Here is a 26150-nt window from a genome sequence, read left to right on the forward strand (position 1 = left end):
AAGAATTGAAATTTAAAATTTTTTTAGTAATTTTTATCGCGGTATTTTTTGCTTCATGCTCTAGTGATAAAGAAAATTCTAGTACTGAAAATACAGACAATGCAAGTTTGACTCAAAGTGAAAATACTGATTTTACTTTGAAATTTTTAGATGGTAGAAAAATGTATGTGAAATATCATGAGCAAGCATTTAATTTTGATGATACGGCTAAAGCTAAGTTGTTTGTTTTTTTTACAAGTTGGTGTGCGCCTTGTAAGGCTCAAATTCCACATTTAAATAATCTAAATAAAAAATATCAAGACAAATTTGAAGTAATAGCACTTTTTTTAGAAGAAAATAAAGAGCAAGAAATATTAACTTTTATAGAAGATGAAAAAATGAAATTTCCAGTGGCTATAGGGGGGAATAATTTTGTTTTTTCCAAGGTTTTAAATGTCAGTTCTGTGCCAACAATGGTGTTGTTTAATGCAAAAGGCGAAAAGATTAAAGAGTATTTAGGGATAATTCCTGAAGAAATGTTAGATATAGATATACAAAAAGCGATAATGTAATGTTTGGATTTTTAAAAAATGGTTTGAAAAAAACCTTAGAAAGTATTCATTTAGTTAAGGCTTCAAATAAAATCATTACCAAAGATTTACTTGAAGAAATGCTTTTAGAAGCTGATGTAGCGTATGAAATAGTTGAAGAGATTATTTACTATCTTCCTCCAAATGATGAGGTTAAAAAGGCTGATTTAGAGCGTGTTATGGGGACTTATTTTATTTATGATAAACCAGAACTTGCTAATGCCAAGCCTTTTGTGGATTTGATTTTAGGTGTAAATGGGGTAGGTAAGACTACAAGTATTGCTAAAATGGCGCATTTACATAAAGAAAATGGCGAAAAAGTTATACTTGGAGCTTGTGATACTTTTAGAGCAGGAGCCATAGAGCAGTTAAAGTTATGGGCGCAAAAATTAGATATAGATATCATAGCTACTTCACAAGGACATGATCCTTCAGCAGTTGCTTATGATGCTATTTCTAAAGCTTTGGCAAAAAACTATGATAGGGTTATTTTAGATACAGCAGGACGCTTGCAAAATCAAAAAAATCTTGCTAATGAGCTTGAAAAAATCGTTCGCATAAGTGATAAAGCTATGCAAGGAGCTCCTCATAGAAAAATCCTTGTGCTTGATGGCACTCAAGGTGTGGCAGGAATTTTACAAGCAAAAGCTTTTAATGATTTAGTAAAACTTGATGGAGTGATTATTACAAAACTTGATGGAACTGCTAAAGGTGGAGCTTTATTTAGCATAGCAAGAGAGCTTGAACTTCCTATTTTATATGTAGGAGTAGGAGAGCAACTAGGACAAATTCATGAGTTTAATCCTAGTGAATATGTTAAAACTTTAGTTGAAGAGATTTTTGCATAATTTATGGCTAAAAAACATATTTTATTTGAATGCCAAGCTTGTGGAAATCAACAAAGCAAATGGCTAGGAAAATGTCCTGAGTGTGGTTCTTGGGATAGTTTTGTTGAGTTAAAGCAAGAACAAATTAAGGTTTTAAAAGAGTTAAATTCACTCTCAAATACTCCAAGTTCTGCAGTATGTATAAATGATGTTATAGCAGAAAATTTCACACGTATTAGTACTGATGATAATGAGCTTGATTTAGTTTTAGGTGGTGGGCTTGTTGTGGGTTCTTTGGTGTTAATTGGGGGTTCACCCGGAGTTGGAAAATCCACGCTTTTATTAAAAATTGCTTCGAATTTGGCTAAAAGTGGTAAAAAAGTGCTTTATGTAAGTGGAGAGGAGAGTAAATCTCAAATCAAACTGCGTGCAGATCGTTTGAATGCAAATTGTGAAAATTTATTTTTACTTACTGAACTTTGCTTGGAAGATATTTTAAGCGAGCTTTCTAAAAAAGATTATGAAATTTTAATTATTGATTCTATTCAAACTTTATATTCTAATAAAATTACTTCAGCAGCAGGTAGTATCACTCAAGTTAGAGAAATTACTTTTGAGTTAATGCGCTATTCTAAGGCTAATAATATTAGCACTTTTATCATAGGTCATATCACTAAAGATGGGGCTATAGCTGGACCTAGAATTTTAGAGCATATGGTAGATGTAGTGCTTTATTTTGAAGGTGATGCTAATAAAGAAATAAGAATTTTAAGAGGTTTTAAAAATCGTTTTGGAAATATTTCTGAAGTTGGTATTTTTGAAATGACTTCTAAGGGTTTAATTAGTGCTAAAGATATAGCTAATAGATTTTTTACGCGTGGTAAGGCAGTAAGTGGTAGTGCTTTAAGCGTGGTAATGGAAGGAAGCAGAGCCTTAGTGCTAGAAATTCAAGCCTTAGTTTGTGAGAGTGCTTACCCAAAACGCAGCGCAACAGGTTATGAAAAAAACCGTTTAGATATGCTCATAGCTTTACTTGAGAGAAAGCTTGAAATTCCTTTGGGGCATTATGATGTGTTTATTAATGTAAGTGGTGGGGTGAAAATTAGTGAAACTGCGGCAGATTTAGCGGTGGTTGCGGCCATTATTTCAAGTTTTAAAAACCGCCCTTTAAGTAAAGATAGTGTTTTTGTGGGTGAGCTTAGTTTAAATGGTGAAATCAAAGAAGTATTTTCGCTTGATGTGCGTTTAAAAGAAGCTAAAATGCAAAAATTTAAAAATGCCATAGTGCCTGTAAAACCTATGGAAGACCTTGGTTTAAAATGTTTTGTAGCCAAAGAATTACGTGAGGTTTTAGAATGGATGTAAAATTTGATGTAATTATTATAGGTTCAGGTCTTGGAGGCTTAAGTGCGGGTGCTTTTTTAGCTAGAAATGGAAAAAAAGTTTTAGTTTTAGAACAGCATTCTTTAATCGGTGGTTGTGCTACTTGTTTTAAAAGAAAAGGCGCTTTGATTGATGCGGGGCTTCATGAGATGGATTTAGGTGAAGCAAAAACTGATATGAAGCATTTGGTTTTTGAAAAACTTGGTATAAAAAATAAAATTGAAATTTTACCTTTACCAAGTGCATGGAGTATTAAAAGTAAAAATTATAATCTAACTTTACCCCATGGCATAGAAAAAGTAAAAGAGGTTTTGAAAAAAGAATTTCCACAAGAAAGTAAAGGTATTGATAAGTATTTTAAAGCTATAAAAACGCAAGCTTATGCTATTCGAAGATTTCCTTGGGATTTAAAATTAAGTGAATTATTGTTATTTCCATTTAGCACTTCTTGGATATTTATTAAAAACAGATTGTTTAATAAAAAAGTTTATGATGTTTTAAATGCTTATATTAAAAATGATAAGCTAAAAAAGATTTTAAACGCAAATTTAAGTTATTATCATCATGATAGTAAAGAATTTATTTTTAGTTTTCATGGTATTGCTCAAAAGCATTATTATGATGGTGGGGTGTATATTAAAGGTGGCTCGCAAGCTTTAAGTGATGCTTTGGCTGAGGTTATCAAAGAAAATCAAGGACAGGTTTTAGCTAAGGCTGAAGTTGTTAAAATACTCACAAAAGATCAAAAAGCTTATGGAGTAGAATACATTCAAAATAATCAAAAACACACCATCCATGCGCAAAATATCATCGCAAATTGTGATCCTTTAATCGCATATAAAGACTTGCTTAAAGATTTAAATTTAACCCAAGAAATCAAAGCAATAGAATCTAAAAAGCGTGCTTGTTCTTTGGTAAGTGCTTATTTTATTTATGATAAAGATATTTCTAAAATTTATGAAAATATGGATTATTGTAATTTTATATTCGAAGATGATTTTTTAAATAGCTCATATGAAAATACTAATATTTTAAAACTAGATATCAAAAAAAGACCTATGGCTTTTGTAAATTATTCTAAGATTGATAGTGGTTTAGCTAGTGATAAATACATAGGTGTTGTAGCTTTTAGTTCAAATTATAGTGAATGGGATTTAAATAAGCAAGATTATAAAGCTAAAAAAGAAGAAGTATTAAAAGCCATAGTGCAAAGGCTTGATGAGATTTTTCCAAATTTAAGTTCATGTTTAATCCATCAAGAATTAGCTACGCCAAAAACTATACAAAGATACACTAAAGCTTATGAGGGTACAATTTATGGATTTTCTCAAGATCAAGAAGGAGCTAAATATAGATTGCATTATAAAAGTAAAAGTATAGAAAATTTATATTTTGCTAATGCTTTTATATTTCCTGGTGGTGGTTTTACAGGTACGATTTTGGGTGGATATTTTTGCGCTAATAAAATGAATTTTCATTAAAATATAAGCAATTTTTTTTTATAATATTAGCTTTGAAATATTTATTCTGCTAAGGATTTTTTAATGAAAGATTTATTTTTATTTAGTTCTTTTATAGATTCTAGTCACACTTTTGCATACTTTTTTCATTTGGGTATAGTAGTTGTGATTTCTTTGATTTTAGCAAAACTTGCTACAAGATCTATGCAAATTGTCCCAAGAGGTAGTCAGAATTTAGCTGAAGCTTATATGGAAGGCATTTTAAGTATGGGTAGGGATACTATGGGTAGTGATGAAGCTGCTAGAAAATACTTGCCTTTAGTTGCAACTATAGGTTTTATGGTGTTTTTTAGTAATATTATAGGAATCATCCCAGGTTTTGAAGCTCCAAGTGCTAGTTTAAATTTTAGTGCTTCTTTGGCTATTATAGTATTTGTGTATTATCATTTTGAAGGTATTAGAACTCAAGGATTTTTTAAGTATTTTGCACATTTCATGGGACCAGTGAAAATTCTAGCGCCTTTAATGTTTCCTATAGAAGTGGTTTCTCATTTTTCAAGAGTTATTTCTTTATCTTTCCGTTTGTTTGGTAATATTAAAGGAGATGATTTATTCTTAGCAGTTATTTTAGCTCTTGTGCCTTGGGTTGCACCACTACCTGCTTATATGCTTTTAACTTTTATGGCATTTTTACAATCTTTTATTTTTATGATTTTAACTTATGTTTATTTAGCAGGTGCAACTGTAGTTGATGAACATCATTAATTTTTAAAAAGCAAAAATATTTTTTGCTTTTTTCCTTTTTTAATCTTCTTCTTTTATTCTTTTTTAAACTCTTTTTGAAATAAAAAACGCTAGAATAAACAAAAAATTCTAAGGAAAATTTTAATGTTTGAAGTTGTTATAGGACTTGAAGTTCATGCACAATTAAATACAAAAACAAAAATCTTTTGTTCGTGTGCAACTTCTTTTGGAGAAAAATCAAATACTAATGTATGCCCAACATGTTTAGCTTTGCCAGGTGCTTTGCCTGTATTAAATCAAGAAGCAGTGAAAAAAGCTATAGCATTTGGAAAAGCAGTTAATGCAACTATAAATAAAAAAAGTATTTTTAATAGAAAAAATTATTTTTATCCTGATTTACCAAAAGCTTATCAAATTTCGCAATTTGACATTCCTATAGTGGAAAATGGCGAGTTGTTTATCAATGTAAATGGAGAAAATAAACGCATAGGTATCACTAGAGCTCATTTAGAAGAAGATGCAGGGAAAAATATACATGAGAGTAATTTTTCAAAAGTAGATTTAAATAGAGCAGGTACACCTTTGCTTGAAATCGTTAGCGAGCCTGAACTTAGAAGTTCTGATGAGGCAGTGGCTTATTTGAAAAAGCTTCATTCTATTATAAGATTTTTAGATATTTCGGATGCAAATATGCAAGAAGGTAGTTTTAGATGTGATGCTAATGTTAGTATTCGTCCTAAAGGTGATGATAAACTTTATACTAGAGTAGAGATTAAAAACTTAAATTCATTTCGTTTTATCCAAAAGGCGATTGAGTATGAAGTAAAACGCCAAAGTGAAGCTTGGGAAGATGGAAAATACGATCAAGAAGTTGTACAAGAAACAAGATTATTTGATACAGTTAATTTAGTTACTAGAAGCATGAGAGGTAAGGAAGATTCTGCTGAATATAGATATTTTCCTGATCCTGATCTTTTACCTGTAATTTTAGATGATGAAATGTTAAATCAAGATATACCTGAACTTCCTGATGAGAAAAAAGCTAGATTTGTTAGTGAATTAGGTATTAAAGAAAGTGATAGTGAAGTGATTGTATCTTCATTAGATCTTTGTAGGTATTTTGAGTATTTAATTGATCAAAAATTAAACCCAAAACTTTGTGTTACTTGGCTTACGACAGAATTAATGGGACTTTTAAAAGGTGAGTTAACTATAGAAAACTCACCTATAAAACAAGAAAAATTAGCTATTTTGATCAAACGTATAGAAGAAGGTGTTATTAGCGCTAAAGCAGGTAAGGATATTTTAGCTTATGTGTTTGAAAATATAGAAGTTGAAATTGATGATGCTATTGAAAAACTTGGTTTAAAACAGGTTAGTGATGATGGTGCTATTGAAAAGATTATTGATGAAATTTTAGCAAATAATGAAGATAAAGTAGCTGAATATAAAAGCGGTAAAGACAAACTTTTTGGTTTCTTTGTTGGTCAGGCAATGAAAGCAGGCAAGGGTGCATTTAATCCTGCTAAAGTGAATGAAATTTTAAAAGCAAAACTTGGTTAAATATGAAAATAGCAGTTGTTGGTGCAGGAAAATGGGGAAGCGCTTTATATGATGCATTGAGTGTTAAAAATGAATGCGTAATAACTTCTTTTCACAAAAAAGATCTTTCTTATTTTGTTAGCACCAAAGAAGCTTTAGAATATGAATATTTAGTTTTTGCTTTATATGCTCAAGGAATACATGAGTGGCTTGCAAATAATTTTAAAGATTTAAATCAAAAAATTCTTGTAGCTTCTAAGGGTATTGATTGTAAAAGTTTAAAATTTATGGATGAGGTTTTTGGTGAGTTCATAAGTAGCGATAGACTTTGTTTTTTAAGTGGTCCCTCTTTTGCAAGTGAAGTTTTAGAAAAAAAACCTTGTGCTTTGGTTGTTAGCGGTAAAAATCAAGATCTTTGTAATCAATTTGCAAGTTTTTTTCCAAATTATATTAAAACCTATACAAGTTCTGATGTTAAAGGTGCTGAAATTTGTGGTGCATATAAGAATGTTTTAGCAATTGCAAGCGGGGTTTGCGATGGTTTAAATTTAGGTAATAATGCAAGAGCTTCTTTGGTTTCAAGAGGCTTGGTGGAAATGCACCGTTTTGGGCAGTTTTTTAACGCTAAAGAAGAAACATTTTTAGGACTTAGTGGGGCTGGAGATTTATTTTTAACAGCTTCTAGTAATCTATCAAGAAATTATAGAGTAGGTTTAAGTTTGGCTAGTGGCAAAAATATAAAAGATATTTTAATGGAGCTTGGAGAGGTAGCCGAAGGAGTACAAACTGCTTATGCTATACATTCTTTATCGAAGCAATTTCAAATTTATACCCCGATTGTTAATGAAGTAGTCTTAATGCTAGAGGGTAAGAATGCTTGGGAATCTTTGAAAGATTTGATGTCATCAAAGGAGGAAATATCATGATTATCAAAAATGCAAAAATTTATGGTGAGCAAAAGCTTGATCTTAAAATAGAAGATGGAAAAATCACTCAAATTGCTAATGATTTAAATGATGATGAGCATATTGTTGATATAGAAGGTAAGACTTTACTTCCTTCGTTTATTGATTTAAATGTTAGTTTGCTTGATAATGAATTTAGTATAGATAAATTATATGATCTTGAAAAAGCATGCTTAAAAGGTGGGGTGGGGACTATTGTTTTAAAAGATAGTTTAGAAGCTAACACTCAAGGCTATGCGCTTTATTTTGATAAATTAAAATCTTTAGATATTAATGTTTTACCTACTATTAATGTATTAGATAAAACAGAAAAATTAAAAAATATTGCTACCTTAATTGATATGGGCGCAAAAGGCTTAGAGCTTTCAAGTACTTTAGGTGCAAATTATTTAAGACAATGCATGCAATATGCTAATATGAAATCAACTCCGGTGTTTTTAAAGTGTTTTGATGAGAGTTTTGATGATCATGGAGTGATGAATGATGGACAAACAAGCTTTGAATTAGGACTAATAGGAATTAGCGATATAGCTGAAACTAGTGAAGTGGCAAAAATGAAAGAACTAGTGGAATTTTATAAAAACAAAGCTTGTTTTAGCTCTTTAGCAATTGCAAGATCATTTGAGTTATTGCATGATCAATATAGTGAAATTTCAATCCATCATTTAATTAAAGATGAAAGTATATGTGAAAATTTCAACACTCAAGCAAAAATCTTACCTCCTTTAAGAGCAAAAGATGAATTAATAAGCCTTAAAAAATTACTTCAGAATAAAAAAATTACTTTCTTAAGCTCTTTGCATACTCCTAGCACTAAAAAAGATTTAGCTTTTGATGAAGCAGATTTTGGAGTTAATGCTATAGCTATGTATATGAGTTTATGTTTTACATATTTAGTAAAAGAAGGTATCTTAACTTGGAAAGAATTATGTGATTTTACAAGTTATAATCAAGCGCAATTTTTAGGATTAAACAAAGGTAAAATAGAAATTGGCTTTGATGCTGATTTAGTTGTATTTGATGAAAAACTTTCTTTTAGTGGAGAAGGTTTATATGTAAATGATATCTTGCAAGGTAAGGTAGAGAAAAGCTTTATAACAGGAAAAGTTTTTAGCATTTAAGCTAAAAACTTTTATTTATTTTGCATAGCTTGTGCTACTTGAGCTGAGCTATTTCTAATTTTTTCCATACACTCTCTAGCCTCTTTAGCTAAGTCCACACTTTGATTTACGCCACTTAAACCATCTTTTATACTTTGTACTACTTCAGCTGTTACATTTCTAATAGAATTAATGGTAGTAGTAATTTCATTTACTGAATGTCCGGTTCTTTCAGCTAGATTTCTAACCTCATCAGCAACAACAGCAAAACCTCTACCATGCTCACCTGCACGCGCTGCTTCAATAGCCGCATTTAGTGCTAAAAGATTAGTTTGATCAGCTATATCGCTAATAGTTTGGATAATATTTTTGATTTCTTCAGATTGCTCATTTAATGATGAAACCAAATTACTACTATTATTCATCATATCAGCAATGCCCTGAATATTTTGAACTGTATTTTCTATAACGCTATCACCTTCTTGGGTTAAATTATCATTTTGCTCAGCTAATTCGCTGATAAGTTTTAATTTTTCCTCATCTCTTACAACTTGTTCGGTAATATCTGTTGCAAATTTAATAACTTTGTAAATTTCTCCATCATCATTTTTGATAGGATTATAACTTGCTTCTAAATGGATTAGCTTGTTATTTTTACCAAAGCGTATGAATTTTCCTGATTGAAATTTACCACTTCTTAGTTCTTCCCAAAAAATTGTATATTCTTTGGAATTTCTAAATTTTTCTTCACAGAACATACTATGGTGTTTTCCTTTGATTTCACTTAATGAATAACCCATAGTTTGAGTGAAGTTTTCATTAGCATTTAAAATCTCTCCATAAGGATTAAATTCAATAATAGCCATAGAACGATTAGCTGCATCTATGGTATTTTTTAGATCAAGCATTTCATAGTGTCTTTGAGTGATATCATTAGCAAATTTAATAACCTTATATACTTCGTTATTTTGGTTTAAAATAGGGAGATAATTTGCTTCAAGATAGATGTCTTTTCCGCCTTTTGCAATACGTCTAAAAAGACCATTTCTTGATTTACCACTTTTTAAATCTCTCCAAAAATCAACATAGCGCTGTGATTTTACTACCTCAGGTAGGCAAAACATACTATGGTGCTTTCCTTTGATCTCTTCTAGGGAGTAATTCATGGTTTTTAGAAAATTTTCATTGGCGCTAATGATGGTTCCGTCTGTTTGGAATTCTATCATTGCCATAGTTTTACTTATAGCATTAAGTATATCTTGAAAGGCTTGATTAGATTGCTCTAATTGAGTAATTTGTTCATTAATTTTTTTCTTGTTGATAAACATAAAACCCCTTTATAAAATAATTTGGAATTATATAGTGTTTTTTAAAATAAATAATTTGTTTATATTAGTTTTTTGTTAAATTAGAAAATTTTTCTTGCAAAGAAGTTCTTATTGAATCATTGATTTTTTCACTATCATTTAGATATTGCTCGTTAAGTTTTTCAAACTCTTTTAAAAACTCAAAAAGAGTTTCCTCCCATAAAGCACTATTTTTTTTACTTAAATTCATGGTTTGAATATGATTAAGTTTTCTACTCATATTACTTAAATTTTCTAAAAATTCATCTTTATGATTTTCATTTTGAAGCGTAAAAGTGTTTTGTAAAAGATTGTTTTTGATATTTCTTATTTCTTCATTGATTAGATCACAAAACTCAGGATAAATATCATTTTTTATAGGCTCAAGTAAAGCTTGCTCATCTAATTTTAATGTATATTTTTTAATAGCAAAGAAAAGAATTAAAAAAGCTATCGCGCTAATTAAGAGATAAAAAGCCATTTTTTAAATTTCCTTAAATGGTGCGGTTAGCGAGATTTGAACTCGCACACGCTGAGCGCACCACCCCCTCAAGATGGCGTGTCTACCAATTCCACCATAACCGCATAAAGCCCTAAATAGGGCTTTAAATTAAGCTGCTACTAATGCTTGGAATGGATTAGCATAAAGAGCGATAAGAGCAATAACAAGTGCGTAAATAACTTGAGCTTCAATCATCGCTAAAGCAATAAACATAGTAGTCATTAATTTACCACCAAGACCAGGGTTTCTAGCAGTACCTGCTATAGTTGCTGCTGCAGTGTTACCCATACCGATAGCTCCACCTAAAGCTGCAACACCAAGTCCTAAACCTGCTGCTAAGATAGAAAAAGAAGCTAACCATTGATTCATAGAACCTTCAGCTGCAAATGCAAAACCACTTAAAGCTAGCATTAAAAATACGATTTTTTTCATAGTTTTTCCTTATAAAAATTTAAATCCTTTCGGCTTGCGTATCCCTACTCGTGATTTATAAAAGCGAAATTATATATCAATATAGCTTTAAAATTATTGAAATTTAAATTAATATATCTATTTTAAAACAAATTAAAGTTTTTTTTAGCTACATTAAAAGTTTTTTATAGTTTTATAAATTTAAGGTTATTTTTATGAATGAAAAATTTTCTAAAATAGGTTTTGTATTAGCAGTGGCAGGTTCAGCTGTTGGGCTTGGAAATGCTTGGAAATTCCCAACCTTAGTAGGACAAAATGGAGGCTCAGCCTTTGTGCTTTTGTATTTACTTTTGACTTTGGGAGTAGGTTTTGTGATATTTTTAGCCGAACTTAGCATAGGAAAACTTAGTGAAAAAGATCCTGTAAATGCTTATTATACTTTAGCACCAAAACACAAAAGAGCTTGGTCTATAGTTGGCTTTTCTTTAATAGGTGCTATTTTAATTGTTTCTTTTTATAGTGTGATTATAGGATGGATTGTAAAGTATGCTTATTTTGGGTTTTTTCCTTTACCAAAAAGCATAGAAGAAAGTGGCGCTATTTTTGGAAATTTACTTTCTAATGATGTTTTATCTCAATTTGTATGTTTTACTTTTGTATTTATAGTGATTTTTTATGTAGTATCAAAAGGTGTTAAAAGTGGTATAGAAAAACTCAATGTTTGGATGATGCCAAGTTTATTTATATTGCTTATTTTAATGCTTGGATATTCTTTTAGTATGGATGGTTTTTCTAAAGCAAGTGAGTTTTTATTTTCTCCGGACTTTTCCAAGCTTGGGGTAGGAGCGTTTTTGAGTGCTTTAGGACTTGCTTGTTTTTCTTTATCTATTGGAGTGGGCTCGATTATAACTTATTCAGCGAGTTTATCAGATAAAACAAATTTTATTACAAGTACTATTAATATTATTATTATTAATATTATTATTGGCATTATGATGGGACTTATTGTATTTACTTTTATATTTGAATTTAATGGAGATCCAGCTCAGCAAGGTCCAGGTTTGATTTTTGTATCTTTAATGAGTTTGTTCTCAAATATTGATCCAATCGGTTTTTTACCTTTAGGAAATATTTTAGCTGTGGCTTTTTTTATTGCATTGTTTTTTGCAGGGATTACTTCAGCAGTTTCCATGATAGAGCCTTTAACTTTTTACTTAATTAATTCTTATAATTTTACAAGAAAAAAAGCTTTGATTTTTATAGCTTTCATTGTATATTTTTTGGGAAGTTTGTGCATTTTATCAGGAATTGAGTGGAGTAAAGATTCTTTAGAATTTTTTGGAAAAAGTTTTTTTGATATATTAGATTTTATAGCTTCAAATTTAATGATGCCTTTGGGTGGATTATTTGGTGCAATTTTCGTAGGCTTTGTGCTTAAAAAAGAAGCTTTGCAAACTTTATTTTATCCTTATATGAGGGGTAAATACTTTGAGTGCTGGTATTTTTTTGTAAGGTATATCTCGCCTTTAGCGGTGATTTTAATCATGGTAAAACAATTATTTTTTTAAGGTTAAAAGATGAATGAAAAATTTTCTAAAATAGGTTTTGTATTAGCAGTAGCAGGCTCAGCTGTTGGGCTTGGAAATGCTTGGAAATTTCCAACTTTAGTGGGTAATAATGGCGGTTCAGCTTTTGTAGTGGTGTATTTGCTTTTAACCTTAGGTGTGGCTTTTGTGATATTTTTAGCCGAACTTAGCATAGGAAAACTTAGTGAAAAAGACCCTGTAAATGCTTATTATACTTTAGCACCAAAGAACAAAAAAGCTTGGTCGCTTGCGGGATTTTTTATGCTTGGTGCTATTATTTTAGTGTCTTTTTATAGTGTTGTTATAGGTTGGATAGCAAAATATGCTTATTTTGGGTTTTTTGAACTACCTAAAGATACAAATGAAGCAGGTGCTATTTTTGGAAATTTACTTTCTAATGATGTTTTATCTCAATTTATATGTTTTACTTTTGTATTTATAGTGATTTTTTATGTAGTATCAAAAGGTGTTAAAAGTGGTATAGAAAAACTCAATGTTTGGATGATGCCAAGTTTATTTATACTACTTATTTTAATGCTTGGATATTCTTTTAGTATGGATGGTTTTTCTAAAGCGAGTGAGTTTTTGTTTGTGCCTGATTTTTCAAAATTAAGTGTTAATTCTATATTAGATGCGCTAGGGCTTGCATTTTTTAGTATGTCTTTGGGTGTTTGTGTGATTTTAACTTATGCAGCAAGCTTGCCTGATAAAACAAATTTTATAAGTAGTGCTTTAAATATTATTATTATTAATACTATCATTGGCTTAATGATGGGACTTATTGTATTTACTTTCATATTTGAATTTGGAGCTGATCCTACTCAACAAGGTCCAGGGCTTATATTTATATCATTAACAACACTTTTTGCAAAATTAGGATTTTTGGGAAATGTTTTAGCTATAGCTTTTTTTATAGCTTTATTTTTTGCAGGGATTACTTCGGCTATTTCTATGATAGAACCTTTTACTTTTTATCTTATAAATCGTTATCAAATTTCAAGAAAAAAAGCTTTGGTTTTTGTGGGTATGATTGTTTATTTTCTTGGAAGTTTATCTATACTTTCTTTTTATCATGTAAGCGCACCAAGTTTAAATTTCTTTGGAAAAAGTTTTTTTGATATTTTAGACTTTTTCATACAAAATTTATTAATGCCAATTTCTGCTTTAATTACAGCATTTTTTGTGGGTTTTGTGCTTAAAAAAGAAGCTTTGCAAATTTTATTTCAGCCATTTATGCGTGGGATATATTTTGAAATTTGGTATATCTTTTTAAGATATATTTCTCCATTGGCAGTGATTTTAATCATGGCCAGACAGCTTTTTTTCTAAGGCATTAAAATGAATGATAAATTTTCTAAAATAGGTTTTGTATTAGCCGTTGCAGGTGGGGCTATAGGACTTGGAAATGCTTGGAAATTTCCAACCTTAGTAGGGCAAAATGGTGGTTTTGCTTTTGTGCTTTTGTATTTGCTTTTGACTATTAGTGTGGGATTTTGTGTATTTTTGGCTGAAATTGCTATGGGAAGATTAAGTCAAAGTGATCCTGTAAATGCTTATAAAAGCTTAGCAACTAAATATGCTCAAAAATGGAAATTTGCTGGATTTTTTATGCTTGGTGGAATTTTTGTATTATCTTTTTATCTTGTTATTATGGGTTGGGTTTTAAAATACATGATAACTTCGATTTATTATTTGCCTGGCAATACCCAAGAAGCAGGAGTTTTATTTGGAAATTTAATACAAAATAGTATTTTAGAAAGTAGTTTGTATTTTTTAATTGCTTTTTTTCTTACCTTATTTGTTGTCTCAAGAGGGGTTAAAAGTGGTATAGAAAAACTGAATGTTTGGATTATGCCAAGTTTGTTTATCATGCTTGTTTTAATGCTAGTGTATTGCTTTTTTCAAGATGGTTTCAAGGAAGCTTTTGTTTATTTGTTTTATCCTGATTTTACTAAGCTTAGTTTAAACTCGGTTTTAACAGCCTTAGGTCTTGCTTTTTTTACTTTATGTTTGGGCATAGGTTGTATTACTACTTATGCAGCTTCATTAAAAGATGATACAAATTTAATTACAAGTTCAATTGTAATTGTGCTTTTAAATATCAGCATAGGCTTAATGATGGGACTTATTGTTTTTACTTTTATATTTAAATTTAATGCCAATCCTGCAGAAGGTGCTGGACTTGTATTTATATCTTTAACGACTTTATTTTCTAATTTAGGCACTATTTTTGGGCATTTTTTAGCCTTTTATTTTTTCTTGGCTTTATTTTTCGCAGGGATTACTTCAGCAGTTTCTATGATAGAACCTTTTACTTTTTATCTTGTGAATGAATATAAAATTTCAAGAAAAAAAGCTTTGGTTTTTATAGGCTTTGTGGTTTTTCTTTTAGGAATGAGTTGTATTTTATCTTTTAGTGCTAGTTATGGAGCTAGCTTTAGCTTTTTTGGTTTAAGTTTTTTTGATATTTTGGATAAATTAACTTCTAATTTTATGCTCCCATTTGGAGCTATTGCAAGTGCTATTTTTGTGGGATTTTTTGTAGATAAATTGAAAATCTATAATTTATTTTCTAAATTTATGAGTAAAGCTGTTTTTGAAGTATGGTATTTTTTACTTAGATTTGTTGCACCTATTGCGATTATTATCATTATGTTAAATCAAATTTTATAAATTTATTTTTTAAGAAAGTAGAGTTATAATTGCAAAGATGTAAAAATAAGGAAAAATTATGGCTAAAAAGTTAATTGATGTAATGGATACCACATTTAGAGATGGTTTTCAATCTGTTTATGGTGCTAGAGTTTTAATGAGTGACTTTTTTCCTGCCCTAGAAGCAGCTAAAGAAGCAGACATTAAACATTTTGAATTTGGCGGTGGAGCTAGGTTTCAAAGCTTATTTTTTTATTTAAATGAAAATGCCTTTGAAATGATGGATAAATTTAGAGCCATTGTTGGAAAAGAAGCAAATTTACAAACCCTAGCAAGAGGGGTTAATACCGTAGCACTTGATACAGGTAGTAAAGAAATTATTAACTTGCATGCAAAAATGTTTGCAAAACATGGCACAACCACCATAAGAAATTTTGATGCATTAAATGATGTAAACAATTTAAAATTTAGTGGAGAATGTATAGTTAAGCATGGCTTAAAACATGAAATTACTATTACTTTAATGGATTTACCTCCAAAATGTAAAGGTGCGCATGATGTGCCTTTTTATGAAAGAATTTTAAAAGAAATCCTACAAACACAAATTCCTTTTGATAGTATTTGTTTTAAAGACGCAAGTGGAACTTCAAATCCAAATAAAATTTATGAAGTTATTAAAATGGCTAGAAAAAACTTGCCTGAAAATATGCATATAAGATTACATACGCATGAAACTGCAGGGGTGAGTATAGCATGCTATTTAGCAGCTTTAGAGGCAGGTGTTGATGGTATAGATTTAGCTGCTGCTCCTGTTAGTGGCGGTACTTCTCAACCTGATATTTTAACCATGCTTCATGCTCTAAAGGGAAGCAATTTTGATCTTGGTTTAGATGAAGAGAAAATTTTAAAATATGAAGAAGTATTAAAAGATTGTTTAAAAGATTATTTTCTACCACCTGAAGCAACAGCGGTAAATCCTTTAATACCTTTTTCGCCTATGCCAGGTGGAGCATTAACTGCTAATACACAAATGATGAGAGATAATAATATTTTAGATAAATTTCCTCAAGTTATAAAAGCTATGCAAGAAGTGGTAGAAAAAGGTGGCTATGGTACTTCGGTTACTCCTGTATCACAGTTTTATTTCCAACAAGCTTTTAATAATGTAATGTTTGGTCCTTGGAAAAAAATCGCAGATGGATATGGTAAGATGGTTTTAGGATATTTTGGAAAAACTCCCGTTGCTCCAGATTCTGAAGTAGTTAAGCTTGCAAGCGAGCAATTAAAATTAGAGCCAACTACAAAATTAGCCACAGATATTGCCGATGCAGATGAGAGTAAAAGTATAGCTTATATTAAAAACTTATTAGAAAAAGAAAATTTAGAAACAAGCGAAGAAAATATTTTTATCGTTGCAGCTTGTAAAGAAAAAGGCATAGCTTTCTTAAAAGGCGAAGCTAAGGTTAATGTTAGAAAAAATAGCAAATTAAAACCAAGTCTTGTTAATGAAAATCAATTTACTGTTTCGGTTAATGGTAATAAATACCATGTGGAAGTAAGTGCAGGTTTTGATAGAGATGTTAATGTTAAAAGTGCTGTAAAAGTAAGTAGTAACAACGCAGAAGCTAAAAAAGCCCAAACAGGCGATAATGCTATTGTTGCAAGTATGAATGCAAATGTATTTAAAATTTTAGTCAAAGAAAATGATAGTGTAAAAGCAGGACAAGTTGTAGCTGTACTTGAAGCTATGAAAATGGAGATTGAAGTTAGCGCAAGTAAAGATGGAGAAATTGCAGAACTTTTAGTAAATGCTGGTGAGAGTGTAAGTGAAGGCCAAGCTTTAATGACTTATAAATAAGGAGGCAAAAATGATAGGTTTAGAAAATTTAGGTTTAGAAAATATAGGACAAGTTTTTCATAATCTTAGTTATGATGAGCTTTTAAAACATGAAAAAAACAACAATGAAGGTGTATGTACTAAAAATGGTACCTTTAGTGTGGATACGGGAATTTTTACCGGAAGAAGTCCTAAGGATAAATATTTTGTAAAACAAGATCCTTCGCAAAAATATATTGCTTGGGGTAAGATTAATCAACCTATTAGTGAAGAATTATTTGAAAAACTTTTAGCAAAAGCTAAAAAGCAACTTAGTAATAGTGATATTTATATTCAAGATGCATATTGTGGAGCTTCATTAAAAAGTCGTAAAGCTGTGCGTTTTGTAACACAAATTGCTTGGCAAGCACATTTTGTAAAAAATATGTTTATTCGTCCAAAAGAAGAAGATCTTAAAGAGTTTAAGCCTGATTTTGTGGTATATAATGCTTGTAAATGTGTGAATGAAGACTATAAAAAAGATGGTTTAAATTCAGAGGTTTTTGTTATTTTTAACATAGAAAAAAATATAGCAGTAATTGGTGGAACTTGGTATGGTGGAGAGATGAAAAAAGGAATTTTCTCTATGATGAATTACTGGCTTCCACTAGAAAATAAACTTTCTATGCATTGTAGTGCTAATGTTGGAGAAAAAGGTGATGTGGCGCTTTTCTTTGGACTTAGTGGCACAGGTAAAACCACTCTTTCAACCGATCCAAAAAGAAAATTAATAGGCGATGATGAGCATGGTTGGGATGATGAGGGTGTATTTAATTTTGAAGGAGGTTGTTATGCAAAATGCATTAACCTTGACCCTCAAAGTGAGCCAGAAATTTATGGAGCTATAAAGCAAAATGCACTTTTAGAAAATGTAGTTTTAAAAGATGATTTAAGTGTTGATTTTAATGATGGTTCTAAAACTGAAAATACTAGAGTTTCTTATCCGATAGAACATATTTTAAATCACGAGCCAAGTCTTAGCGCAGGTCATCCTAGTAATATCATTTTCCTTTCAGCGGATGCCTTTGGCGTTTTACCTCCGGTTAGTAAACTTAGTAAAGAACAAGCAATGTATTATTTTCTAAGTGGTTATACTGCTAAAGTAGCAGGAACTGAAAGAGGTATTACTGAGCCTGTTGCGACTTTTTCGGCTTGTTTTGGGGAAGTATTTTTACCATTACACCCAACTGTTTATGCAAAACTTTTGGGCGAAAAAATCAGCAAGCATAATGTGAATGTTTATTTGGTAAATACCGGTTGGAGCGGTGGAGCTTATGGTGTAGGCAAAAGAATGAGTATTAAAGCTACTAGAGCTTGCATTAATGCGATTTTAGATGGTAGCATACAAAATTGTGAGTTTGAAAACTATGATTTATTTAATCTTGCAGTTCCAAAAGAATTAGTAGGTGTAGAAAGTAAGCTATTAAATCCTATTAATACTTGGGAGGATAAAAAAGCTTATGAAGAAACTAAATTAAAGCTTGCGAAAATGTTTATAGAAAATTTCAAACGCTATGAAGATGTAAAAGAAGGAGCAGAATTTAAATTAGCTGGTCCTGCTATCTAAAAAGAGTTGAGCTCTTTTTAGAATAGTGATTCAGGATTGATTTGGGTTTCTTTATTTTTTGGAAGCTCAAATCCACCTAACATATGAAAATGCAAATGAAAAACTTCTTGTCCGCTATTTTTTCCACAATTTGTGATTAATCTATACCCACTTTTATCAAGTCCTAAAAGAGTAGCTAATTCTTGGATAAATTGTGTCATTTCTCCCATTAATTCAGGTCTTAATTCTTGAAAGTTTTCAAAATGCTCTTTTGGAATGATTAAAATATGAATAGGTGCTTTAGGATTGATATCATGAAAAGCTAAAAATTTTTCACTTTCTAAAACTTTATTAGCAGGGATTTTTCCTTCTACGATTAGTTCAAATACGGTTTTTTCTCTCATTTAGTAGTCCTTTTTTTGTTATTTTTGCTAATTTTAAATAATTTTACATTAGAATGTTTAAAAAAAATTTAGTTGGAGCTAAAATTGCAAGATATGATAGAAAAAATTGCTTCTGCAAATACTTTAGCAGAACTTGAAAATATAAAAGTAAGTGTTTTAGGAAAAAAAGGTATTTTGACTTTGGAATTTGCAAAGTTAAAAGATTTGCAAGGTGAAGAAAAAAAAGAATTTGCTAATGGTTTAAATAAAGCAAGAGATGAATTTAATGAAGCTTATCAAATAAAATTAAAAGAATTAGAAGAAAAAGCTTTAAATGAAAAAATGAAGCAAGATGTGCAAGATTTTAGCTTTTTTGATGAAACTTCAAATGCAGGTGCTTTGCACCCAATCATGCAAACTATGGATAAAATCATAGAATATTTTACAGCTTTAAATTTCAGCATAGAAAAAGGGCCTTTGATCGAGGATGATTTTCATAATTTTGAAGCATTAAATTTACCACAAAATCACCCCGCAAGAGATATGCAAGATACTTTTTATTTTGAAGATAAAACCTTGCTTAGATCTCAAACTTCTCCAGTGCAAATTAGAACTATGCTATCTCAAAAACCACCTATTAGAATGATAGCACCAGGTGCAGTTTTTAGAAGAGATTTTGATATTACCCATACGCCTATGTTTCATCAAGTAGAAGGACTTGTGGTAGAAGAGGGTGATAAGGTAAATTTTGCAAATTTAAAAGATATGCTAGAACATTTTTTAAAACATATGTTTGGTGATGTAAAAGTGCGTTTTAGACCTAGCTTTTTTCCTTTTACAGAGCCATCTGCTGAGGTAGATATTTCTTGCGTGTTTTGTAAAGGTTGTGGATGTAGAGTTTGTAAGCAAACAGGATGGCTTGAAGTTTTAGGATGTGGTGTTGTTGATCCTAATGTTTATAAATTTGTTGGTTATAAAAATGTAAGTGGCTATGCTTTTGGTTTGGGTGTGGAGCGTTTTGCTATGCTTTTACATAAAATTCCTGATTTGCGTTCTATGTTTGAAGGTGATTTAAGATTATTGGAGCAATTTAGATGATTATTAGTAGAAATTGGTTAAATGAATGGATTGACTTAAGTGAAATATCAACACAAACTATAGTAAATACTTTAAATTCTATAGGATTAGAAGTTGATAGTTTCAAAAGTGTTAAAGCTCCCCAAAAAGTTGTAGTAGGTAAGGTTTTAGAAAAAGTTAAACATGAAAATTCAGATAAATTGAATATTTGTAGAGTAGATGTTGGGAATGAAATTTTACAAATTGTTTGTGGGGCAAAAAATGTTGATAAAGATCAATTTGTAGCCGTATCTTTAGTGGGTGCAGTGCTTCCAAATGGACTTGAGATAAAACCTGCCAAACTTAGAGGAGTTGAATCTATGGGTATGATTTGCTCTTCTAGTGAGCTTGGTTTTGGAAAAAGCAATGAAGGTATTATGGTTTTAGATGAAAGCATGGGGGAATTGGTTCTAGGAAAAGCTTTAAATGATTATGAACTTTTTAATGATGAATTAATTGAAATAGAACTTACCCCAAATCGCGGAGATTGCTTGAGTTTATATGGTGTTGCTAGAGATTTAAGTGCAGCACTTGATTTAAATTTAAAAGAATTAAACCCTTTAAAAGAAAGTGAAAATAGCGTAGGTATAGGAAGAATACTAAGTGTTAAAAATCAAAGCGATGTTGAAGGCTTTTTTGCTTATAAAGCATTAGAGATTAAAGAAGAATTTAAGCTAAATATTACGATACAAATTCGTCTTGCTTTGATTGAATTATATAAAAACAACAACATAGAAAATCTTTTAACTTATGCAACTCATGCAAGTGGGGTGATTTTTTGTGCTTATGATTTTCATAAGCTTTGTAAAGAATGTCAAATCGATGAAAAGATTATCTTAGAAATTAAAACTCAAGAACATGGAGAATATGGAGTTTATTATAAAGATGAATTGATTGCTTTAGCAGGTATAGAGCAAGAAGATAAATTTAAAATCAATGATGAAAGTAAAATCATCATTATAGAAGCAAGTTATACTCATCCTCAAACTATAGCAAATGCAATAGCCTTTTATAAAAAGAAAAATGACACTATATATCGTTCTTTAAGAGGTAGTGAGCCTAAGCTTTCTTTGGGAATGGAGTATTTATTTAATGAGTGTTTAAAAATTAGTGCGATGAGCGTTTTTTCAGGAAGCCAACAAGTTTTTAAAGAAAATGAAGCAAATATTATTGGTATTTTTGGTGCAGAGATTGATAAAATCATTGGTATGCCTATAGATAAAAATAATTTAGTAAAAATTCTTAAAAAACTAGGCTTTGAAATAAGTGTAGTAAATGATGAACAATTTAATATCAAAATCCCACTTCATCGCAGTGATATAGCAAATATAGCTGATATTAGTGAAGAGATAGTAAGAATTGTTGGCATTGATAATATCCCATCAAAAGCTTTAGAATTTAAAGAAAAAAATCGCCTAAATCAAGTATATTTTGATTATCAAGAGCTTAAAAATTTAAGATTAAAAGCAAGTAGTAATGGATATTTTGAAAGTGTGCATTATGTTTTAGGTAATGAAGAAGAATTAAGTCAATTAGGATTTAAATGCATTAAAAATAAGCTTATTAATCCTATCACCAATGAACTTAATACTTTAAGAAGCACTTTGATAAATCACCTTTTAAATGCAGCAAGCTTTAATCTAAGAAATTCAAAAAAGAAAATCAAACTTTTTGAATGTGGTAGTGTTTTTGATGAGTTTTCAAATGAGCATGCTAAATTTGCGATGATCTTTAGTGGCTACAAAGAAGAAGCTAAAATCACAAATAAGGCCAAGCCTATTTTGGTAGATTTTTATACTTTTTTAGCAGAATTAAAGAGCATTATAGGTGAGTTTAGTTTGCAAAAATCAGAATATGCATTTTTAAGCCCATATGAGCAAGCAAATATATATAAAAATGGTAAGCGTATAGGGTTTATAGGTAGAGTGCATTTAAGTATAGAAAATAAAAGAGATTTGACTAAAACTTATATTTGCGAGCTTGATTTAGAGGGCTTAAAACAAGACTTTAAAACCGCTAAAGCTTATTCTAAATTTCCATCTATGAGCAGGGATTTAAGTATAGTTATACCTAAGGGTTTTGAATATGAAAAAATCAAACACACTATTACTAAATTAGATATTGAAAGATTAGAAAGTTTTAGAGTGGTAGATTTATATACAGATGAGAATTTAGGCGATTTTTATAGCTTGACTATTAATTTAGTGTTTAGAGATTTTGAAAAAACCTTAGAAGATAATATTATCCTTGAATATATTGATAAAATCATCAAAGCTTTAGATGATGAGCATGGTTTAAAACTTCGATGAAAATCAGTCCTATTGGCTCTTTTAGAGCAGAGCTTGAAGATATAGCTTCTGATAAGTCTATATCTCATCGCTTTGCTATTTTTTCTTTACTCACTCAAGGAACTTGCAAAATTAAAAATTATTTAAAAGCCCAAGATACTTTACATACTTTAGCAATTATTCAAGCTTTAGGAGCTGAGGTTGAAGAAATTGATGGATTAATTTATATTAAAGCTCCAAAATATATAAAATCTCCAAATTGTGTTTTAGATTGTGGAAATTCAGGTACAGCTATGAGACTTTTAATAGGTCTTTTAAGTGCTATTGAAGATGAATTTTTTGTACTTAGTGGGGATTGTTATTTAAATGCTAGGCCGATGAGACGTGTAAGTGAGCCTTTGATGAGTTTAGGGACTAAAATTTATGGAAGAGCTAATGCAAATTTAGCACCTATTTGTATACAAGGAGCTAAGTTGGATGGTTTTGATTTTAGTAGTAATATTGCTTCAGCTCAGGTAAAATCAGCTTTAATCTTAGCAGCTTTATTTGCCAAAAAAGAAAGTTATTTTAAAGAAATTGAGCTTTCAAGAGATCATAGTGAGATTATGCTTAATAAAATGGGAGCTTGTATTGAATATTTAAATGAGGAAAAAACTTTTATCAAAATAAATCCTTTAAAAGAAAAATTAAAAGCATTTGAAGTATGTGTGCCAAATGATCCATCATCGGCCTTTTATTTTGCCTTAGCTGCTTGTATTTTACCTCATTCAAAAGTAGTTTTAAAAAATGTTTTGTTAAATAAAACACGCATTGAGGCCTTTAAAATTTTAGAAAAAATGGGTGCAAAAATCACTTACAATGTTACCAATGAAGATTTTGAAAGTATTGGAGAAATTTGTGTTGAAGGTACGCCTTTAAAGGCGGTAAATGTGAGTGAAAATATCGCATGGTTGATTGATGAAATTCCAGCTTTGGCTATAGCTTTTGCTTGTGCAAAAGGAAAAAGCATTATAAAAAATGCTAAAGAATTGCGCGTAAAAGAAAGCGATAGAATCAAATCAATTGTATTAAATTTGCAAAAATGTGGCATAAAGGTAAAAGAATTTGAAGATGGTTTCGAAGTAGAAGGCGGCGAAGCTAAAAGTGCTAAAATAGAAAGCTTTGGAGATCATAGAATTGCGATGAGTTTTTTAATTTTAGGTTTAAGATGTGGAATGGAAGTAGATGATAGTGAATGTATTAAAACTTCTTTTCCGAATTTTATTGAGATTTTAAAGCAAATAGGAGCTAAAATTGGAGATTGAACTAGCAAAAAGCTATGGATTTTGTTTTGGGGTAAAAAGAGCTATTAAAAAGGCTGAACAGATTAAAGATGCAGCTACCATAGGTCCTTTAATTCATAACAATGAAGAAATCACAAGACTTTGGAAAAATTATAATGTTAAAACATTAAATGATATCAATGAATTAAGCACAGAAAAAAAAGCTATCATTAGAACCCATGGTATTACAAAGCAAGATTTAGAAAAATTAAAACAAAAAGATATAGAAATTTTTGATGCAACTTGTCCTTTTGTGACTAAACCTCAAAAAATTTGTGAGCAAATGAGCAATGAAGGCTATGAAGTTGTGATTTTTGGAGATGAAAATCATCCTGAAGTAAAAGGGGTAAGAAGTTATGTAAGTACTAAGGCTTATGTAGTGCTTGATGAAAAAGAATTGCTTGATATTAAATTGCCTTCTAAAATTGCAGTGGTATCACAAACTACAAAAAAGATAGAAAAATTTATGGAGATTGTGAATTTTTTAATGCTTAGAGTTAAGGAAGTGCGTGTTTTTAATACCATATGTGATGCGACTTTTAAAAACCAAGAAGCAATCAATGAGCTTGCTAAAAAAAGTGATGTAATGATAATAGTTGGAGGAAAAAATTCAGCTAATACTAAGCAGCTTTTTTTGATAGCAAAAAACTACTGCAAGGATAGCTACTTAATCGAAAATGAAAAAGAGATTCAAAAAGAATGGTTTAGTGGAAAAGAAAAATGCGGTATTAGTGCAGGTGCTTCTACACCGGATTGGGTGATTGATTTGGTTTTGGAAAAAATCAAAGAATACACCAAAATTAACTAAGTTTAAAGAAAACAATACTATAATCAAGAATTAAAATTTAAAACAAAGGACCACGATGAGCGAGGTGAACAAAAAAGTTCAAAACAGACTAGAGGATATTATCATAGAAGAAGATTTTGAGCAAATGCTTGAAGAATCTTTTAAGTCTGATGAGGAGGCAACTACACAGGGTATAATTGTCGCGATTAAAGGCGATGAAGTATTTGTAAATGTAGGGCAAAAATCAGAAGGTATTTTAGCAATAGAAGAAATTCAAAATGACAAAGGCGAATTTATCTTCAAAGAAGGCGATACATTAGAAGTTGCTATAGTGGGTTCTCGCGGTGGCAGATCTTTACTTTCTCATAAAAAAGCTTTAAGAAAGCAAAAAGTTAAAGAATTTATTGATAATTATAAAGATGATGAAAGTATGTTTGATGTGAAAATCATTGGTAAAAATAGAGGCGGTTTTGTGGCTGTGGATGAAAATGGAGTAGAATTTTTCTTGCCAAAATCACAAAGTAGCTTTAAAGATTCAAATAACATCATCAATAAAACTTTCAAAGTTAAAATCATCAAAATAGATAAAGAAGCTCAAAGCATAGTAGTTTCTAGAAAAAAAATAGTAGATGAAGAAAGAAAAAAACGCAAAGAGATTATCTCAAATGTGTTAAACCAAGAAGAAATTATAGAAGGTATTGTTAAAAAAATCACTACCTATGGTATGTTTGTTGATGTAGGCGGTGTTGATGGTTTGGTTCACTATAGTGAAATTTCTTACAAGGGGCCAGTAAATCCTAGTTCATTATATAATGAAGGTGATAAGGTTCCTGTAAAAGTGATTAAATATGATAAAGATAAAAAACATCTTTCTTTATCTATCAAACTTGCTATGCCTGATCCTTGGGATGAAATTAAAGATGGTTTAGAGGTTGGTGACACTATTAAGGTTACAGTTTCAAATATAGAGCCATATGGTGCTTTTGTTGATTTGGGAAATGATATAGAAGGATTTTTACATATAAGTGAAATTTCTTGGGATAAAAATGCTAAAAATCCAAAAGATTATATTAGCGAAGGTCAAGAGCTTGATGTAGAAGTAATTGAGATTAATGCTAAAGAAAGAAGACTTAGAGTTTCTTTAAAAAATTTATTAGCAAAACCTTTTGATGAGTTTTTAAAATCACATAAAGTAGGTGATGTGGTAAAAGGTAGTGTTACTTCTGTGACTAATTTTGGCGCCTTTGTAAAAATTGCAAACTTAGAAGGTTTATTACATAATGAAGACGCTTCATGGAATAGAAACGATAAATGCAAAGATATGTATAAAGTTGGTGATGTTATAGAAGTTAAAATCATCAAGCTTGACAAAGAAAATCAAAAAATTTCTTTAAGCACTAAAGAATTGCAAAAAAGTCCTGTGCAAGTTTATGCACAAAAACACCAAGTGAATGATATTATCTCAGGAAAAATTAGAGATATTAAAGATTTTGGAGTTTTTGTAGAGCTTGAAGAGGGTGTTGATGCGCTAATCCACAAAGAAGATTTAGGTAATATTGATTTTTCAAGTTTAAAAGTAGGCGATACAATAGAAGCTTTAATTGTTTTCATTGATGAAAAGAAAAATAGAATTCGTTTAAGCGTAAAAAGTCTTGCAAGAATGAAAGAAAGAGAAGCGTTAAATGAAATCAATGATAATGATAAAGTAACTTTAGGTGATATTATCAAAGATCAACTTTCATAAT

The 26150-nt window shown here is 30.3% G+C and carries 22 protein-coding genes, 1 tRNA gene and 1 pseudogene; 18 read left to right on the forward strand and 6 right to left on the reverse strand.

Annotated elements, in window-relative coordinates; translation table 11 throughout:
* Positions 1 to 5 precede the first annotated feature (5 nt).
* The 8 genes from L8V82_RS02335 (at position 6) to L8V82_RS02370 (ending at position 8611) form a co-directional block, all read left to right on the forward strand.
* The gene (locus L8V82_RS02335) at positions 6 to 551 is read left to right on the forward strand and encodes a TlpA family protein disulfide reductase (protein ID WP_263723868.1); all 546 of its coding nucleotides are present in this window, start codon (positions 6 to 8) and stop codon (positions 549 to 551) included.
* Positions 551 to 1417: a signal recognition particle-docking protein FtsY gene (gene ftsY / locus L8V82_RS02340; RefSeq protein ID WP_263723869.1), complete on the forward strand. Its 867-nt coding sequence runs from the start codon at positions 551 to 553 to the stop codon at positions 1415 to 1417. Before L8V82_RS02335 ends, ftsY begins: the two co-directional genes overlap by 1 nt.
* A gap of 3 nt (positions 1418 to 1420) precedes the next feature.
* Positions 1421 to 2761, forward strand: coding sequence for a DNA repair protein RadA (radA, locus tag L8V82_RS02345; protein ID WP_257938838.1), 1341 nt, complete (start codon positions 1421 to 1423; stop codon positions 2759 to 2761).
* Positions 2752 to 4260: a phytoene desaturase family protein gene (locus tag L8V82_RS02350; protein ID WP_263723870.1), complete on the forward strand. Its 1509-nt coding sequence runs from the start codon at positions 2752 to 2754 to the stop codon at positions 4258 to 4260. Before radA ends, L8V82_RS02350 begins: the two co-directional genes overlap by 10 nt.
* Before the next feature lie 63 nt (positions 4261 to 4323).
* Complete coding sequence (locus tag L8V82_RS02355) at positions 4324 to 5004, forward strand: F0F1 ATP synthase subunit A (RefSeq protein WP_039668715.1); 681 nt, start codon at positions 4324 to 4326, stop codon at positions 5002 to 5004.
* A gap of 123 nt (positions 5005 to 5127) precedes the next feature.
* On the forward strand, positions 5128 to 6546 hold the full coding sequence (gene gatB / locus L8V82_RS02360; protein ID WP_263723871.1) for an Asp-tRNA(Asn)/Glu-tRNA(Gln) amidotransferase subunit GatB: 1419 nt from the start codon (positions 5128 to 5130) through the stop codon (positions 6544 to 6546).
* Positions 6547 to 6548: 2 nt separating this feature from the next.
* Positions 6549 to 7451, forward strand: a complete 903-nt coding sequence (locus L8V82_RS02365; protein ID WP_263723872.1) for an NAD(P)H-dependent glycerol-3-phosphate dehydrogenase — start codon at positions 6549 to 6551, stop codon at positions 7449 to 7451.
* Entirely contained in the window at positions 7448 to 8611 is a 1164-nt protein-coding gene (locus L8V82_RS02370) for a metal-dependent hydrolase (protein WP_263723873.1), read from the forward strand. Before L8V82_RS02365 ends, L8V82_RS02370 begins: the two co-directional genes overlap by 4 nt.
* Positions 8612 to 8622: 11 nt before the next feature.
* Here L8V82_RS02370 and L8V82_RS07765 read toward each other — a convergent pair whose 3' ends face one another.
* The 5 genes and pseudogenes from L8V82_RS07765 to L8V82_RS02390 all read right to left on the reverse strand — a co-directional run bounded on the left by L8V82_RS07765 (position 8623) and on the right by L8V82_RS02390 (position 10870).
* Positions 8623 to 9171, reverse strand: a complete 549-nt coding sequence (locus tag L8V82_RS07765; RefSeq protein WP_391527395.1) for a methyl-accepting chemotaxis protein — start codon at positions 9169 to 9171, stop codon at positions 8623 to 8625.
* Positions 9151 to 9918, reverse strand: a pseudogene (locus L8V82_RS07770) (PAS domain-containing protein); the annotation flags it as partial. The gene L8V82_RS07765 and the pseudogene L8V82_RS07770, both read right to left, overlap by 21 nt.
* A gap of 64 nt (positions 9919 to 9982) precedes the next feature.
* On the reverse strand, positions 9983 to 10417 hold the full coding sequence (locus L8V82_RS02380; RefSeq protein WP_263723875.1) for a hypothetical protein: 435 nt from the start codon (positions 10415 to 10417) through the stop codon (positions 9983 to 9985).
* A gap of 18 nt (positions 10418 to 10435) precedes the next feature.
* Positions 10436 to 10521 (reverse strand) — tRNA-Leu (locus tag L8V82_RS02385).
* Positions 10522 to 10546: 25 nt separating this feature from the next.
* Positions 10547 to 10870, reverse strand: a complete 324-nt coding sequence (locus tag L8V82_RS02390; RefSeq protein ID WP_012661906.1) for a F0F1 ATP synthase subunit C — start codon at positions 10868 to 10870, stop codon at positions 10547 to 10549.
* A gap of 194 nt (positions 10871 to 11064) precedes the next feature.
* Between L8V82_RS02390 and L8V82_RS02395 the strand changes: the two genes are divergently transcribed.
* From L8V82_RS02395 to pckA, 5 genes are read left to right on the forward strand one after another with little or no spacing between them, the layout of a single operon-like run.
* Positions 11065 to 12417, forward strand: coding sequence for a sodium-dependent transporter (locus tag L8V82_RS02395; RefSeq protein WP_263723876.1), 1353 nt, complete (start codon positions 11065 to 11067; stop codon positions 12415 to 12417).
* 9 nt (positions 12418 to 12426) lie between these two features.
* Entirely contained in the window at positions 12427 to 13764 is a 1338-nt protein-coding gene (locus L8V82_RS02400) for a sodium-dependent transporter (RefSeq protein ID WP_263723877.1), read from the forward strand.
* A 9-nt stretch (positions 13765 to 13773) separates the two neighbouring features.
* On the forward strand, positions 13774 to 15108 hold the full coding sequence (locus L8V82_RS02405) for a sodium-dependent transporter (protein WP_263723878.1): 1335 nt from the start codon (positions 13774 to 13776) through the stop codon (positions 15106 to 15108).
* 58 nt (positions 15109 to 15166) lie between these two features.
* Positions 15167 to 16945 (forward strand): biotin/lipoyl-containing protein, encoded by a 1779-nt coding sequence (locus L8V82_RS02410; RefSeq protein WP_263723879.1) that lies wholly within the window; start codon positions 15167 to 15169, stop codon positions 16943 to 16945.
* Between the two features lie 10 nt (positions 16946 to 16955).
* Complete coding sequence (pckA, locus tag L8V82_RS02415; RefSeq protein ID WP_263723880.1) at positions 16956 to 18530, forward strand: phosphoenolpyruvate carboxykinase (ATP); 1575 nt, start codon at positions 16956 to 16958, stop codon at positions 18528 to 18530.
* A gap of 17 nt (positions 18531 to 18547) precedes the next feature.
* On the opposite strand, the gene L8V82_RS02420 is transcribed toward pckA, so the two are convergent.
* A complete protein-coding gene (locus L8V82_RS02420) occupies positions 18548 to 18913 on the reverse strand; it encodes a histidine triad nucleotide-binding protein (RefSeq protein ID WP_263723881.1) in 366 nt (121 codons plus the stop codon).
* Positions 18914 to 18997: 84 nt separating this feature from the next.
* Here L8V82_RS02420 and pheS point away from each other — a divergent pair, with 84 nt between their 5' ends.
* Genes pheS through L8V82_RS02445 form a run of 5 tightly spaced genes read left to right on the forward strand, consistent with a single transcriptional unit; the run spans position 18998 to position 26149 of the window.
* Positions 18998 to 19990, forward strand: coding sequence for a phenylalanine--tRNA ligase subunit alpha (gene pheS, locus L8V82_RS02425; RefSeq protein ID WP_214115285.1), 993 nt, complete (start codon positions 18998 to 19000; stop codon positions 19988 to 19990).
* On the forward strand, positions 19987 to 22317 hold the full coding sequence (gene pheT / locus L8V82_RS02430) for a phenylalanine--tRNA ligase subunit beta (RefSeq protein ID WP_263723882.1): 2331 nt from the start codon (positions 19987 to 19989) through the stop codon (positions 22315 to 22317). The genes pheS and pheT overlap by 4 nt, the downstream gene beginning before the upstream one ends.
* Positions 22314 to 23600, forward strand: coding sequence for a 3-phosphoshikimate 1-carboxyvinyltransferase (gene aroA, locus L8V82_RS02435; RefSeq protein ID WP_263723883.1), 1287 nt, complete (start codon positions 22314 to 22316; stop codon positions 23598 to 23600). Before pheT ends, aroA begins: the two co-directional genes overlap by 4 nt.
* Positions 23590 to 24426, forward strand: coding sequence for a 4-hydroxy-3-methylbut-2-enyl diphosphate reductase (locus L8V82_RS02440; RefSeq protein ID WP_039628758.1), 837 nt, complete (start codon positions 23590 to 23592; stop codon positions 24424 to 24426). The genes aroA and L8V82_RS02440 overlap by 11 nt, the downstream gene beginning before the upstream one ends.
* Positions 24427 to 24481: 55 nt before the next feature.
* Complete coding sequence (locus L8V82_RS02445; RefSeq protein ID WP_039618939.1) at positions 24482 to 26149, forward strand: 30S ribosomal protein S1; 1668 nt, start codon at positions 24482 to 24484, stop codon at positions 26147 to 26149.
* Position 26150 lies beyond the last annotated feature (1 nt).

Source organism: Campylobacter sp. IFREMER_LSEM_CL2151 (genome assembly GCF_025771725.1).
Lineage (GTDB): Bacteria > Campylobacterota > Campylobacteria > Campylobacterales > Campylobacteraceae > Campylobacter_D > Campylobacter_D lari_C.